This is a genomic window from Streptomyces sp. NPDC034049, from assembly GCF_055575575.1.
This window is the reverse complement of record NZ_JBVISJ010000018.1, coordinates 18596-32017: the sequence shown is the minus strand read 5'-3', so window position 1 is coordinate 32017 and position 13422 is coordinate 18596. Positions and strand designations below refer to the sequence as shown.

The 13422-nt window shown below is 71.8% G+C and carries 17 protein-coding genes; 7 read left to right on the top strand and 10 right to left on the bottom strand.

Annotation, left to right across the window (positions count from 1 at the left end):
- Nucleotides 1–47 precede the first annotated feature (47 nt).
- The 3 genes from ACZ52C_RS36065 to ACZ52C_RS36055 all read left to right on the top strand — a co-directional run bounded on the left by ACZ52C_RS36065 (nt 48) and on the right by ACZ52C_RS36055 (nt 2624).
- Nucleotides 48–257: an MbtH family protein gene (locus ACZ52C_RS36065; protein ID WP_469078753.1), complete on the top strand. Its 210-nt coding sequence runs from the start codon at nt 48–50 to the stop codon at nt 255–257.
- A 31-nt stretch (nt 258–288) separates the two neighbouring features.
- A complete protein-coding gene (locus tag ACZ52C_RS36060) occupies nt 289–1290 on the top strand; it encodes a TauD/TfdA family dioxygenase (protein ID WP_469078752.1) in 1002 nt (333 codons plus the stop codon).
- A gap of 65 nt (nt 1291–1355) precedes the next feature.
- Nucleotides 1356–2624 carry a diaminobutyrate--2-oxoglutarate transaminase gene (locus ACZ52C_RS36055; RefSeq protein ID WP_469078751.1) on the top strand — a complete coding sequence of 423 codons (1269 nt, stop codon included), beginning with the start codon at nt 1356–1358 and terminating at the stop codon, nt 2622–2624.
- A gap of 67 nt (nt 2625–2691) precedes the next feature.
- Here ACZ52C_RS36055 and ACZ52C_RS36050 read toward each other — a convergent pair whose 3' ends face one another.
- Nucleotides 2692–3684, bottom strand: a complete 993-nt coding sequence (locus tag ACZ52C_RS36050; RefSeq protein WP_469078750.1) for an aldo/keto reductase — start codon at nt 3682–3684, stop codon at nt 2692–2694.
- A gap of 236 nt (nt 3685–3920) precedes the next feature.
- Between ACZ52C_RS36050 and ACZ52C_RS36045 the strand changes: the two genes are divergently transcribed.
- Nucleotides 3921–4709, top strand: coding sequence for an SGNH/GDSL hydrolase family protein (locus ACZ52C_RS36045; protein WP_469078844.1), 789 nt, complete (start codon nt 3921–3923; stop codon nt 4707–4709).
- 94 nt (nt 4710–4803) lie between these two features.
- Here ACZ52C_RS36045 and ACZ52C_RS36040 read toward each other — a convergent pair whose 3' ends face one another.
- Nucleotides 4804–5379, bottom strand: a complete 576-nt coding sequence (locus ACZ52C_RS36040) for a PadR family transcriptional regulator (RefSeq protein WP_469078749.1) — start codon at nt 5377–5379, stop codon at nt 4804–4806.
- A 143-nt stretch (nt 5380–5522) separates the two neighbouring features.
- On the opposite strand from ACZ52C_RS36040, the gene ACZ52C_RS36035 reads away from it, so the two are divergent.
- Both ACZ52C_RS36035 and ACZ52C_RS36030 read left to right on the top strand, forming a co-directional pair.
- A complete protein-coding gene (locus ACZ52C_RS36035; RefSeq protein WP_469078748.1) occupies nt 5523–5930 on the top strand; it encodes a nuclear transport factor 2 family protein in 408 nt (135 codons plus the stop codon).
- Between the two features lie 9 nt (nt 5931–5939).
- Nucleotides 5940–6482, top strand: coding sequence for a hypothetical protein (locus tag ACZ52C_RS36030; protein ID WP_469078747.1), 543 nt, complete (start codon nt 5940–5942; stop codon nt 6480–6482).
- 13 nt (nt 6483–6495) lie between these two features.
- Here ACZ52C_RS36030 and ACZ52C_RS36025 read toward each other — a convergent pair whose 3' ends face one another.
- Nucleotides 6496–6876: an antibiotic biosynthesis monooxygenase family protein gene (locus tag ACZ52C_RS36025; RefSeq protein WP_469078746.1), complete on the bottom strand. Its 381-nt coding sequence runs from the start codon at nt 6874–6876 to the stop codon at nt 6496–6498.
- 4 nt (nt 6877–6880) lie between these two features.
- A complete protein-coding gene (locus ACZ52C_RS36020; protein WP_469078745.1) occupies nt 6881–7963 on the bottom strand; it encodes a helix-turn-helix domain-containing protein in 1083 nt (360 codons plus the stop codon).
- A 138-nt stretch (nt 7964–8101) separates the two neighbouring features.
- Here ACZ52C_RS36020 and ACZ52C_RS36015 point away from each other — a divergent pair, with 138 nt between their 5' ends.
- Nucleotides 8102–8224, top strand: a complete 123-nt coding sequence (locus ACZ52C_RS36015; RefSeq protein ID WP_469078744.1) for a hypothetical protein — start codon at nt 8102–8104, stop codon at nt 8222–8224.
- Nucleotides 8225–8246: 22 nt separating this feature from the next.
- Here ACZ52C_RS36015 and ACZ52C_RS36010 read toward each other — a convergent pair whose 3' ends face one another.
- The 6 genes from ACZ52C_RS36010 to ACZ52C_RS35985 form a co-directional block, all read right to left on the bottom strand.
- Nucleotides 8247–9143: an EamA family transporter gene (locus ACZ52C_RS36010; RefSeq protein WP_469078743.1), complete on the bottom strand. Its 897-nt coding sequence runs from the start codon at nt 9141–9143 to the stop codon at nt 8247–8249.
- Nucleotides 9140–10225 carry a hypothetical protein gene (locus tag ACZ52C_RS36005; protein WP_469078742.1) on the bottom strand — a complete coding sequence of 362 codons (1086 nt, stop codon included), beginning with the start codon at nt 10223–10225 and terminating at the stop codon, nt 9140–9142. The genes ACZ52C_RS36010 and ACZ52C_RS36005 overlap by 4 nt, the downstream gene beginning before the upstream one ends.
- A gap of 87 nt (nt 10226–10312) precedes the next feature.
- Entirely contained in the window at nt 10313–10762 is a 450-nt protein-coding gene (panD, locus tag ACZ52C_RS36000) for an aspartate 1-decarboxylase (RefSeq protein ID WP_469078741.1), read from the bottom strand.
- A gap of 124 nt (nt 10763–10886) precedes the next feature.
- Entirely contained in the window at nt 10887–12266 is a 1380-nt protein-coding gene (locus ACZ52C_RS35995; RefSeq protein ID WP_469078740.1) for a DUF6002 family protein, read from the bottom strand.
- On the bottom strand, nt 12263–12844 hold the full coding sequence (locus tag ACZ52C_RS35990; protein ID WP_469078739.1) for a thiamine pyrophosphate-dependent enzyme: 582 nt from the start codon (nt 12842–12844) through the stop codon (nt 12263–12265). The genes ACZ52C_RS35995 and ACZ52C_RS35990 overlap by 4 nt, the downstream gene beginning before the upstream one ends.
- Nucleotides 12841–13395 carry a hypothetical protein gene (locus ACZ52C_RS35985; protein ID WP_469078738.1) on the bottom strand — a complete coding sequence of 185 codons (555 nt, stop codon included), beginning with the start codon at nt 13393–13395 and terminating at the stop codon, nt 12841–12843. The genes ACZ52C_RS35990 and ACZ52C_RS35985 overlap by 4 nt, the downstream gene beginning before the upstream one ends.
- Nucleotides 13396–13422 lie beyond the last annotated feature (27 nt).

The following is a 13422-nucleotide window of genomic DNA, read 5'->3' as shown; positions in this document are numbered from 1 at the left end:
GGGAGGCACAACGCCTCCCGGGCTCCCGAAAGGAACACCGACCCGCCATGACCAACCCCTTCGAGAACCCCGACGGCACCTACCTGGTCCTGGTCAACGACGAGGGCCAGCACTCGCTGTGGCCCGACTTCACCGCCGTGCCCGCCGGCTGGACCACCGCCTTCGGCCCGGACAGCCGCACCGCCTGCCTGGAGTACGTCGAACGCGAGTGGACCGACCTGCGCCCCAAGAGCCTCGTCCGGGCCATGGGCGAGTGACGCGGACACAGCGGACGAAGGGAACACGCACGTGAGCAGCGTCGACATGACGCAGGCACCGTACGCCCCGGCGAGCGCCGACGGCACGGTGCGGTACGACGCCCGTACCCTGGCCCGGCTCGGCCATGTGACGGCGGAACTGCTGGACCAGTCCGGCGACCGGGTCGACGATCCGGCCTGGGTGGCTCTCGCCCGGCACGCCTGGGAGGACGTCCCCACCGAAATACGGCGCACCGTACGGGAGTTCCGCAGGCACTCGGGCCCCGACGGCGCCCTCGTCCTGCGGAGGCTCCCCATCGGTGCCGTACGCCTGCCGCCGACCCCGATGGTGAAGGGATCGGTGCAGCGGGTCCCGTCCCTGCCCGCGGCGACCCTGCTGCTGTTCGCCGCCGGCCTCGGCGACCCGGCCGCGTTCGCGGCGGAGAAGTCCGGCGCCCTGGTCCAGGACGTCGTCCCGGTGCCCGGTCAGGAGACGGTCCAGGGCAACGTCGGCTCGGTCGAACTCACCTTCCACACCGAGAACGCCTTCCACCCCCACCGCCCCGACTACGTCATGCTGCTGTGTCTGCGCCCCGACCACGAGGGCACGGCCGAACTGCGCACCAGCTGCGCCCGGCGCGTCCTGCCGCTGCTGACCCCCGGCACCCGCGAGGCGCTCGGCAGGCGCGAGTACCTCACCGAGGCGCCGCCGTCCTTCGGACCGGCCGGCGAGGGCACCGCACACGCCGTGCTCACCGGCGACCCGGACGACCCCGACTGGTGCTTCGACGAGGCGGCCACCAAGGCGGTGACCCCCGAGGGCCGGGCCGCCCTCGCCGAACTCGCCGAGGTGGCGCACCGCACGTACACCGGGGTGCTGCTGCGCCCCGGCGACCTCGCCGTCGTCGACAACCGGGTCACCCTGCACGGCCGTTCGGCGTTCACCCCGCGCTACGACGGCCACGACCGCTGGCTCCAGCGGACCTTCGCCTTCAGCGACCTGCGCCGTTCCCGCGACCACCGTCCCGGTGACGGAACGGTGCTGGTGAAGTGACCCCCCAAGTGACGTCGGCCCCCGACGCGTTACGAGAACCGTCGACATGAAAGGTACGTGCTGACATGACCGAGACCGACCGGACGCCCCTCGCGGTGTTCGAACGTCACGAGTCGAACGTACGCAGCTACTGCCGCGACTTCCCGGTGGTCTTCGAACGAGCCGCCGGACACCATCTGTGGGACACCTCAGGGCGCCGCTACGTAGACCTGCTGTGCGGGGCCGGCTCGCTCAACTACGGTCACAACCCGCCCGCGATCGTCGAGCGGGTGACGGACTACCTCACGGCCGGCGGCCCGGTGCAGTCGCTGGACCTGCACACCACGGCCAAGGCCGACTTCCTGGACCGGTTCACCCGCCTCGTCCTTCAGCCGCGCGGCCTCGGCGACCACGTCGTCCAGTTCCCCGGCCCGGCCGGAACGCTCGCCGTCGAGGCCGCGCTGAAGCTGGCCCGCAAGGTCACCGGGCGCACCGAGGTGATCGCCTTCACCGGCGGCTTCCACGGCGCGTCCCTCGGCGCCCTCGCCGCCACGACCTCCCCGCTGCTGCGCGGCGCGGCGGGCGTACCGCTGACCGACGTCACCATCCTCCCGTACGGCGACGCGGCCGAGCCCGATCCGTTCGCCGCCCTGGAAGACGCCCTCGGCCCGGGCGCGGCGACGCCCCCGCCCGCCGCGGTCCTGCTGGAGACGGTCCAGGGCGAGGGCGGACTGCACACCGCTCCCCGCGCATGGCTGGCCCGGATCCGTGAACTCGCCGACGCCACCGGCGCGTTGGTCGTCGTGGACGACATCCAGGCGGGCTGCGGACGTACCGGTACCTTCTTCAGCTTCGAGGACGCCCCCGAACTCCGCCCCGACCTGGTCTGTCTGTCGAAGTCCCTCAGCGGGATGGGGCTGCCGATGGCGGCGCTGCTGATCCGGCGTGAACTCGACCGGTGGGCCCCCGGCGAGCACAACGGTACGTTCCGTGGCAACAACCTCGCCTTCGTGGCGGGCTCCGCGGCACTGGACCACTGGGCCGACCCGCACTTCACCGACCACGTCGCCGAACTGACCGCCGCGATCCGCACCAGCCTCGCGAGCGTCGTCGACGCCCTTCCGGCGGGTGCCGTCGAGGTCGTCGGCAAGGGAGCGATGAGCGGGCTGCGGTTCCCCGCCTCCGAGACGGCCGAGCGGACCCGGGAGGCGTTGTTCCGGGCCGGCGTCGTCGCCGAGACCTCGGGGTCGGGGCACGTACTGAAGCTGCTGCCGCCCCTGACCATCTCCCTCACCGAGTGGAAGGAGGTGGCGGACGTCGTGGGCGACACCGTCCAGGCACTCGCCACGCCCTAGCTGTATTGATCACGAGCGCCGCCCCCGTCCTGACGACGGGGGCGGCGCCCGCTTGCGCCCGCGACCGCTACCAGGCGAAGGCCTCCGGAGACGGTCCCGGTCCGGGGAAGATCTCGTCCAGCCCGGCCAGCAGCTCCTCGCTCAGCTCCAACTCGACGGCGCGCAGGGCGGATTCGAGCTGCTCCGCCGTGCGCGGGCCGACGATCGGGCCGGTGACGCCGGGACGGGTGAGCAGCCAGGCCAGGGCGGCCTCGCCGGGCTCCACGCCGTGCTTGTCGAGCAGGTCCTCGTAGGCCTGGATCTTCGCGTGCACCTCAGGGCCCGACATGGCGCCCGCGGCTCGACCCTCGTCGCGCCGGCCGCCCTTGATCTCCTTCTTCAGGACGCCGCCGAGCGCACCGCCGTGCAGCGGCGACCACGGGATGATGCCGAGGCCGTACTCCTGCGCGGCCGGGATGACCTCCATCTCGGCGCGGCGCTCGTAGAGGTTGTAGAGGCACTGCTCGCTCACGAGGCCGATGGTGCCGCCGCGGCGGGCGGCGGTCTCGTTGGCCTGGGCGATCTTGTACCCGGGGAAGTTGGAGGACCCGACGTAGAGGATCTTGCCCTGCTGGATCAGCACGTCGACGGCCTGCCAGATCTCGTCGAACGGGGTGTCCCGGTCGATGTGGTGGAACTGGTAGACGTCGATGTGGTCGGTCCGCAGCCGCTTGAGCGACGCGTCCACGGCGCGCCGTATGTTGACCGCCGACAGCTTGTCGTGGTTGGGCCACGCCGCGTCGTCCGCGCCCATGTTGCCGTACACCTTGGTCGCGAGGACGACCTTGTCGCGACGGTCGCCGCCCTTCGCGAACCAGGTGCCGATGATCTCCTCGGTACGGCCCTTGTTCTCGCCCCAGCCGTAGACGTTCGCCGTGTCGACGAAGTTGATGCCCGCGTCCAGCGCCGTGTCCATGATCGCGTGGCTGTCGCCCTCGTCGGTGTGCGGACCGAAGTTCATGGTGCCGAGGACGAGCCGACTGACCTTCAGCCCCGTGCGGCCGAGCTGCGTGTATTTCATGAACCGCACGCTAGTCGCGTGGAGTGCGCTCTAGGCAAGCCACGACCCGCGTTCCACACAGCAGTGACACACCCGGGCCGACCTCGGGGCCGACATCGGAGCCCGGCCCCCCTGCGCGGCCGGGTGAGCCGTGAGCCGACTGCTATCGTCATAGTCAACGATGCACCTAGGTGCATCGTTGACTATGGGTGTCGGCCGCCACCGTGCCGACGGTGACGACGAGAGGCGGTCCGGCCGTGCCGACCGGTGCGTATCTGCGTTATGTCGCCCTGGGCGACAGTCAGACCGAGGGGCTCGGGGACGGTGACGACGAGCGCGGGCTGCGGGGCTGGGCGGACCGGCTCGCCGAGCGGCTCGACCGGCACCGTCCCGGCCTGCGCTACGCGAACCTCGCGGTGCGCGGCCGCAAGGCCGAGGAGGTGCGCGCCGGACAGCTCGCCCCGGCACTCGCGATGCGGCCCGATCTCGCCACCGTCGTCGCCGGGGTCAACGACGTGCTGCGCCCCCGCGTCGACCTCGACGAGGTGGCCGGCCATCTGGAGGCGATGTTCGCCGCCCTCACCGCCCAGGGCGCCACGGTCGCCACCCTCACCTTCCCCGACGTGGGGCGCATCACCCCGCTGGCCCGCCCGATCGGCCACCGGGTGCTCGCGCTCAACGAGCGGGTCCGCGAGGCCGCCGCCCGCCACGGCGTGGTGGTCGCGGAGACGGCCGGGCACCCCGTCGTGACCGACCCCCGGCTGTGGAGCCCCGACCGGCTGCACGCGGGCCCGTTGGGGCACGCGCGCATCGCGGCCGCCGTGGCCCAGGCGCTCGACGTGCCCGGCAGCGACGACACCTGGATGCTTCCCCTGCCCGTCGAGGAGGCCGGCGCCGCCGCCTGGCGGGCCGTCGGCGCCGAGGTGCGCTGGGTGGGCACGTTCCTCGGCCCCTGGATCGGCCGCCGCCTGCGCGGCCGCTCCTCCGGCGACGGCCGTCAGGCCAAGAGACCCACCCTCCTGCCGATGACCGCGCCGACGGGGTAGGCGAGCGCGTCTGCGGGCCGGGCGAGCGTGCCCGCGAGTCGGGTGAGCGCGTACGGCCCTGCTCCCCCCTGCTCCACGCGCGAGCGCGGCCTCGTCAGGCGCGTGAGTCCGGCCCGGCCGCCCGCTGGTCGAGTCTGCGCAGGGCCATGTCCCCCCACTCAAGGTTCTCCCGCTCCAGGGACATCCCGCGCAGCAGCGTCAGATACGGGCCGACGCGTTCGGCCTCGGCGAAGAAGGCCTCCTCGGAGCGCCCGTCGAGCAGACGCCGGCGCAGCTTCTCGTAGTGGGCGAGCTTGATGGTGGCCCACTCCATGCGCTGGGTGACGGCGGCCCGCACCGCCTCGCCGTCGCCGACGTCCACGCACTGCACCTTGACCATCAGCTCGTCCCGGATCACCGCCGGCTTTCCTGGCGGCTCGGCGGTGTAGGCGTGCACGGCCTCGCGCCCGGCCGGGGTCAGTGCGAACAGCCGCTTGTTGGGGCGGCGTTCCTGTTCGACGACACGGGCCGTGACCAGCCCTTCGGCCTCCATGCGGTCGAGCTCCCGGTAGAGCTGCTGGGGAGTCGACATCCAGAAGTTGGCGACCGTCGCGTCGAACGCCTTCGCGAGGTCGTATCCGGACGCCTCGCCCTCCAACAGCGCGGCCATCACCGCGTTCCGCAAAGCCATGAGCACACGCTAGCAGCGCTGTGATTAATCAACGGAGTGACTGACACTGGCTCCCATTCCTGTGGACAGGGCTGGTCGCCCCCTCTAGTCTCCTCCTCACTTACTCAATTCCTTGTCCATGACCTTCTGTGAGAGGTGGGTTCATGCACGCCTTCCGTGAGGCCGTGGAGAGCGGGGACATGGAGGCCGTCGCCGCCCTGCTGGCCGACGACGTCGTCTTCACCAGCCCGGTCGCGTTCAAGCCGTACCCGGGCAAGGCGATCACCGCCGCGATCCTGCGCGGTGTGTCCCGCGTCTTCGAGGATCTCCGGTACGTCCGGGAGATCGCCAACCCCGACGGGCGCGACCACGCCTTCGTGTTCACCGCGACCGTCGCCGGAAAGGAGCTCCAGGGCTGCGACTTCCTGCACTTCGACGAGGACGGGAAGATCGACGAGTTCACCGTGATGGTCCGTCCGCTCTCCGCCGCCCAGGCCCTGTCGGAGGCGATGGGCGCCCAGTTCGAGCAGATCGCCCGGGAGGTGGGCGAGGGTGTCAGTGGTCGTTCGTAGGATCTCGGCATGTCCGATGCCTTCACGGTCCTGTGGACCCAAGACACGTGCCGTGCCCTGCGCGCGGCGGGGCGCGAGGGTCAGTGCCCGCCCGTCGCGTTCAGCGGTGCCCATTCCTCCCTCCCCGCCTGGTCGGGCGCCCGTCCCGACGACGAGGTGTACGCGCTGCATGTGAACCGGCGCGAGGTGTTCCTGGTGAGCCGGATGCGCGTGGTCGACCGGGAGCGGGGCGGCTGCTGCGGCGCCGCTCCGGCGACCTGGCGGGAATCCGGGTTCTCCGGACACCACGACTGGGCGGCGCTCGGCGCGGGCGGCTGCGGTGCCGAGGCCGTGCACGTGGACGCCACACCGGTGCGCTTCGACGTGCCGATACCCGGCGACCTGCTGGGACGACTGACCTGGCGCAACCGCCGAGGACAGACCAGGGGCCTGAAGTACGTGGTGGACGGACAATTGGAGCGGTCGGTCAGCCTCCAGGGGTTCTACCGGCTCACGCCGGAGTCGGCCGACGACCTCGCGCAGGTTCTCGCCGGCGCCGGCGCCGCCCGCTGACCCCGTCCGGGCGTCACCCCGCTGTCGGGCCCCGCGAAACCTCCGCTCGTGCGAAGCCGCTGCTCCGCTCCACCTTCGCCACATGCAGGGAGTAGTTCCGGTACCACTGGGCCCGCCCGCGCTGCTGTGCCGCCTGGTGCTCCAGATCGGTACGCCACCGGGTCAGCGCGTCGGCGTCACGGAAGTAGCTGACCGTGATGCCGAGCCCGCCAGGGGTCTGCGCATGGTCCATCCCCAGATAGCCGGGGACGTCCTTCACCAACTCCTCCATACGCGCGTTCGTCTCGGCGTAGCCGTCCTGCTCCAGTGTGCGCACCGTGGTGAACACGGCCACGTAGTAAGGGGGTTCGAAGGCTTCGACGGGCACGACAGCCGCTTCGGGGTGATCGCTCATGGCGCTACCGTACGGCGGAACGCACTCCTCCGGCGCCTCCGTGGGCGCCCGTGCTCCACAGTTCCGTCCGGGCCGCCTCCCTGGCCGGCCTGACCGTGCGGAAGCCCCTGCGGTAGGCCGACGGGGAGGTGTGCATGATCTTGGTGAAGTGGTGCCGGTAGGTCACCGGGGACTCGAAGCCGACGGCCGCCGAGACCTCCTCCACGGAGGCCTGTGAGGTCTCCAGCAGCGGCAGGCTCGCCCGGACCCGCTGCGAGATCAGCCAGCGGATCGGTGAGATCCCCTGGCTCCTCGCGAAGTGCCGCAGATAGCTGCGCTCGGACATCCGTGCCTCCCGGGCCAGCGCGCCCACCGTGATCGGCGCGCCCAGGTTCTTCAGCGCCCAGGCCATGCTCCGCGAGAGCCCGTCGTCCTCCGGTGGGGCCGCCACCGACGCCTCGATGTACTGTGCCTGGTCCCCGTCCCGGTGGGGCTGGATCACCAGGCGGCGGGCCACCGTGTTGGCCAGCTCCGTCCCGAAGTCCTTGCGCACCAGGTGCAGGAAGAGATCCAGGCTGGCGGCGCTGCCCGCGCCGGTCAGGACGTCGCCCTCGTCCACGTACAGCGGATTCGGATCCACCTCCACCAGCGGGTGGCGGGTGCGCAGCAGACCGGCCCACCGCCAGTGCGTGGTGGCCCGTCGGCCGTCGAGCAGCCCGGCCGCCGCCAGCTTGTAGGCGCCCGTGCACGTGGACACGATGCGCGCACCGGCCCGGTGCGCCGCGCGCAGTTCCGCGACGAGCGCGGCGGAGGGCGGCACGTCCAGATCGGCGCTGCTGGGCACGATGACCGTGTGGGCAGTGCGCAGCTGCCGCAGGCCGTACCGCGTGGTCAGCACGGCACCACCGGCCAGCGGCACGGAGGCGGGCTGCTCCGCGCAGAGCCGCAGCTCGTAGCGTCCGGTCATCAGATCGCTCAGGTACGGACCGAAGACTGCCGTGGCCATGCCGACCTCGAAGGCGCAGGTCTCGTCCGTCACCAGTACGGCGACCCGGTGGGGAGGGTCCTTCCGCCGCTCCGCCATCGGCTCTGTCGTCCGTTCCGTCATCTGCCGCTCCTCCCACCGTGTGACTGTCGGAGCCCTTGGCGGAATCTTAGCGAAGAGTGTCACAGCCGCCACTGGTTCGAGGCGGATGCCCACGGAATCCTGGGTGAGGTCAGCGCGACACAGAGAGGTGGAGACGCGATGTACGCACTGGGTATCGCCTTCAAGCGCTTCTTCCACGACGTGGTCTACGGCATCGACGCGGCCCATGCGATCCGTCATGGCCTGCGGCCGGCGCCCCCTCCCGCGCACTGGAACCACTGACCGGCCGGCCGGGGCGCCCAAGTCACTCCCGGCCGGGCGCGAGGGTGTTGCCGATGGAGGCGAGCACGACCGCCACGATCCCGGCGATCTGCCAGGCGGAGACGGCCTGGCCGAGGATCAGCAGCCCGAGGAGCGCGGCGACGGCGGGCTCCAGGCTCATCAGGATCGAGAAGCCCTGCGCCGGCATCCGGCGCAGGGCGTCGTTCTGGAGCGAGTAGGACACGACCTCGCACAGCAGGGCGACACCGAGACAACCCAGCAGCACCCACGGGTCGAGCAGCCGGGTGCCGGACGTGGCCAGGGCCGCGGGAAGCGTCAGGAGGGCGGCCCACGCGGTCGCCACCGTCAGCCATCGCCCGTCGTCGGTCCGGCGGCCGAGGGCCGCGGAGACGAGGATGTAGCCGCCCCAGGTCACCGCCGCCCCGGCGGCGAGCAGCACTCCGGCGGTGCTCACCGGCCCCTTCGTGTCGGCGAGCGCGGTGAGACAGACCCCGACGGCGGCCAGCCCCGCCCACAGCAGACCGCGTGGCCGCAATGTGGAGAACAGGGCTATGGCCAGCGGACCGGTGAACTCGACGGTGACGGCCACACCCAACGGCAGCCGGTCGACGGCCGCGTAGAACGCCAGGTGGTGCAGGGCCAGCAGCGTCCCGATGAGCAGGACCAGCCCGAGCGTCGCACGGTCGCGCACCGTATGCGGGGACGCCCGCATGACGACCGCCAGCACCACGGCCGCGAACAGGAGCCGCAGGGCCACCACGCCCGCCACACCGGCGAGGGGGAAGAGCAGTTTGGCGAGGGCGGCGCCCAACTCCAGGGCGATGATGCCGCCGAGCACCATCAGGGTGGGCGGCACCCCCCGCCCCGGCGCGGCGTCCGGCACCGCCGCGGCACGCCTCTCCCGCGGTCCTCCCCTCATGCGGAGGACCGCGACGGTACGTTCCGCAGCCGTGCCCTCAGCGCGAGCATCCGCGCGCACCTCTCTCGTACGCCGGTGACATGGAACGGGCCCAGGAGGTCCGGGAGTTCCTCGTCGGTCTCCGGGTCGCCCTCCGCCGTGAAGCGGACGCTGCCGTCCGGCCCGACCTGGGCGCCGTCGCGTGCGGCCCAGCGCCGGTTGAGCGCCACGGCGTGCTCCCGGGACACGCCCGGAGGCAGGTCGAGGTGGATACGGCCCGAGGAGATCCGCACGGGGTAGCCGCCGGGCAGCCCCGAGGGCCCGGGGAGGTCGGCGCGCGTGTCGCGCCCGTCGAGGAGGTGCCCCAGGAGAAGGGCCGTGGCGTGGCCGCCCACCGCGTTGAGTTCGGATCGCGGGGTGTCGCGCTGGGCGCGCAGCGCCTCGGTGACCTCCGGCACGGGTGTTCCGTCGAGCCAGGCCAGTGCCTCCTCGCCGGGGTGGTCCGGTGTGTGCAGATGCACGTGATGAGCCAGCACGCGCAAGGAGCCCGGGGCTCGCTCCGCGCGCAGGGCGCTCCGCAGCGACGCGGCGATCGTCATGACGTTGCCGGTGCCGCAGAACACCGGCACGCCGAGCGCGTCCAGCACCGGATTGACCGCGTCGGGGAAGCAGGCGTTCACCAGCAGCGCCCCGGGGCTCACTTCGGCGATCGCCTCGCCCAGGGTGAGGGCGTGCACCGACTGCAGCGGCAGGGTCACGCCGAATCCGGCCCGGGCCACGAGATCGCTCCACGCCGAGGGTGCGCGGGTCCCTTCCCACGGCGACTGGTGCGAGGCGCAGTTGAGGACGACGGCGGGCCGGACGCGTGCCAGCACGGCACGGAACACCTCGGCGGAGTACTCCGGCGCCGGCAGCGCGCGGAACTCCACTGCGGTGCCGCTCAGCGCGGCGCGGGTGTTCGCGACGTAGCAGACCTCCGCCGCATTGCGCGGTGTGCCCGACAGCAGTGTCACGGTGCACCTCTCGGCGGCCGTGGCGAGGGACGAGCAGATCGCCCGGGTGAGCGATCCGACTCCGACGATCAGGATGTCGCGACTGGGCAAGGCAGTTCCTTCGGGGTCGGCCCGCACCCGGGCGGGCGCGGGCCCCGGATCCGCGCCGAGCGGGGTCCGGGGCCCGCACGGCGGTCCCTACCGTGCGGCGGGGTGCGGAGCGGAGGGGTGCGGTTCCTTCAGCCGGTCGCCGCGGAAGGTGCCTGTTCCCTCGGGAGCGGCGGCCGGGTCGGTGCCCTCGTGAATGATCTTGTTCGTGCCGTCGACGAACAGGACGCGAGGCTCGTGCGTCTTGGTCTCCTCCTCGGTGACGCTGGCGTACGCCATGATGATCACCAGGTCGCCGGGCAGCGCGAGCCGGGTGGTGGGGCCGTTGATCCCGATGACACCGCTGCCGCGGGGGCCCGGAAGGGCGTAGGTCGTCCAGCGCGCCCCGTTGTTGAGGACGACGACGTCCACCTTCTCGTGCGGCAGGATGTCCGCCTTCTCCATGAGGTCCGGGTCGAGGGTGATCGAGCCGATGTAGTGCAGGTCCGCCTGGGTCACGGTCGCCCGGTGGATCTTGGACTTCAGCAGTTCACGCTTCACGGGTCGTCAACTCCTTCTTCGGTTCTGGCCTGAGGGGTTCCTCGTCGAACTGGTCGTCGAACTGGTCGTCGAACTGGTCGTCGTCGGGCCGGTCTTCGTCGGGCCGCTCTTCGGCGGACCGCTCTCAGCGGGTGGCCTCGGAGACCAGCCGGACCATGTGCGGGGCGTCGGTCACCACCTGCACCTGATCCGGTCGTACGCCTTCGTGCGTGGGTCGGTGGTAGACGCCGGAGCCGTGGACCACGATGTCGTCGAAGTCGTCGGCCAGCTTCCGGTCCACGGCGTTGAAGACCCCGGTGAGCGCCATGACCAGCGACCACTCCCCGAGGATGCGCGGGTCGTCGGGCAGCTCACAGCCCGTGCCGCGCAGCCGGCGCCGGACCTCGCCGTAGCGGGCCAGGCACTCCTGGAGCGACACGATGACGCCCGAGCCGCCGTGCGCCTTCATCAGCCCGGTCATCTCGGGCGCGGTCGGGGGCTCCTTGGTGTAGAACGTGGGCTCCAGGTTCTCCCGCACGGCCCAGGTGGTCCGGGGGAAGTGGGGCGAGGCGTCCTGCTCCAGCAGCCCGGTGCGGCTGTTGTGCCGGTACTCGACGCGGGGCTCCTCGCCCGTCCGGGCGCGCAGGAAGTGCCGCACCATGTCGCTCGTCTCGGAGTGCTGCACCAGCAGGAAGCCGGGCTGACGCACCGGCAGGCCCAGGCCCGCCAGCAGGTCGAGGCCGCGCTGGTAGCCGAGGAGTCCGTAGGCGCTGGACACCGAGTGGGCGTGGAGTCGGCGGCCGGGGTCGCCACCGAACTCGTACTCGAAGAAGGCCCGGCAGCAGTCCGCGGCCTGGTAGTTGGCGATGTTCAGGGACTGCCAGACGCGCCACGGCCCGCGCCCGGGGGCGGACATGACGCGGGTGAACTCCGCGCCGATCCTCTTCACCGCGGCCGGCTCGTCGCCGTCGTACACCAGCAGCGGGTTCAGCCGCCGCAGCTCGTCGGAGTCGAGCAGCGGGTCCTGGCGGAACTTGTAGAGCGTCCCGCGCGGGGTCAGCGTCACGATGCGCAGTTCGTCGGGGCCCGCCAGCCCCAGCCGAAGCGCCCGCCCGACCGCGTCCCGCAGGGCGATCGCCTTGTTCCCCGACGACGGCGTGAAGAGCAGGACGGGTTCGCCGGTGCTTCGGATGTGGTGGACGGCCCGCGCCACCATCAGCAGCGAGGCGGGTGTCTTGCCGGTGCGGGTCGCCGGATTCCCCGTCAGGTCGAGGAGCGTCAGCCGTTTGCCGCCGTAGTCGTCGAGGCCGGTCCACGAGGCCCGCGCGACGTCGAAGAACTCCTCCCAGGTGTCGCTCAGCTCCGGGTAGTCGAACGCCGGGGCGAAGGTGTCGCCGGACACCGTCTCGCGCAGCCTGTCGGAGACAAGCCGGATCCCGCGGTAGTACCGCACGATCAGGCTGTCCGACGAGGTGGTCCGGATCTCCGAGTCGAACATCGCGTCCGACGTGAGGGCGGTCGTCATACCTTCACCTTTCGTGGACCGGTCATCCAGTCGCGGAAGCGCAGGAAGTTGGCCGCGGGATCCACCGTGATCCGCGGACTGCTCCCCGCGGGCGCGGGCTCCGTGGGGATGTACACCAGATGCGGACCCCCGGGGTCGCGAACCAGCTCCGGCAGTCGTCGGCGCAGATCCGCCGGGTCGTCGATCCGTGTGCACGCGCGGTAGCCCATGGTCATGGCCATCAGGGGGATGTCGAAGTCGGCGCTGGAGGAGTCCTGGCCGCCGGTCGACTCGTAGCCGCCGTTGTCGAGGACCAGGTGGAGCAGGTTCTCCGGCCGGTACTGCCGCACGACCAGCAGTGCGCCGGGGTTCATCAGGAAGGCGCCGTCCCCGTCGACCACCACGGTCGTCCGGTCGGTGCGCCGGGCGACTCCCACACCGATCACCGAGGCCATCCCCATGGAACCCGTCATGTACAGGTGATTGGGCGCGTCCCCCACGGCGAAGGCCTCGCGGCAGGTGTAACCCGTCGTGAACACGAGGGGACTGTGGTGACCGTGGGCGACGACCGTCTCCAGGACGTCCGATCGCCGGGTCACCGGGCCGCGCTCCAGCCGAAGGACTCCGGCGGCACCAGCAGGGCCACGGGCCCCGTCCGGTCGGCCAGCACGGTCTCGAACCACGCCACCGCGCCGCGGTCGCCGTCGGTGCCGAGCATGCGCCAGGGCACCCCCAGACGGTCGAGCACGGGCACGGTGACCTCGCCCATGCCGCGGTTCTCCCGGGTGCCGTCGACGCCGGTGCCGCGCATGCTGACGACCAGTCCGAGGGGCACGTCGAAGGGCTCGACCAGGGACGCCATGACGTTGACCGACTGTCCGAACCCCGAGTTCTGCATGAGCACGGCGCCACGCCCGCCGGTCAGGGCGGTGCCCACGGCCAGCGCCACGGCGTTGTCCTCCCGGTGGACGTACCGGAACTCCGGATGGCCCCGCTCCAGTCGGCCGAGCAGCGGAGCCAGCACACCGCACGGGGTCGCCGCGCACAGGTCGGGACACCACGTGGTCAGCACGGACGCGAGATCCGCGACGGTACGGCCGGGGGAGTCCAGCCGGTCCGGTTCCAGGGGTGTGCTCGTGTTCACTGTCATGTGCCTTCTTTCTCTCGGATCGAGGCA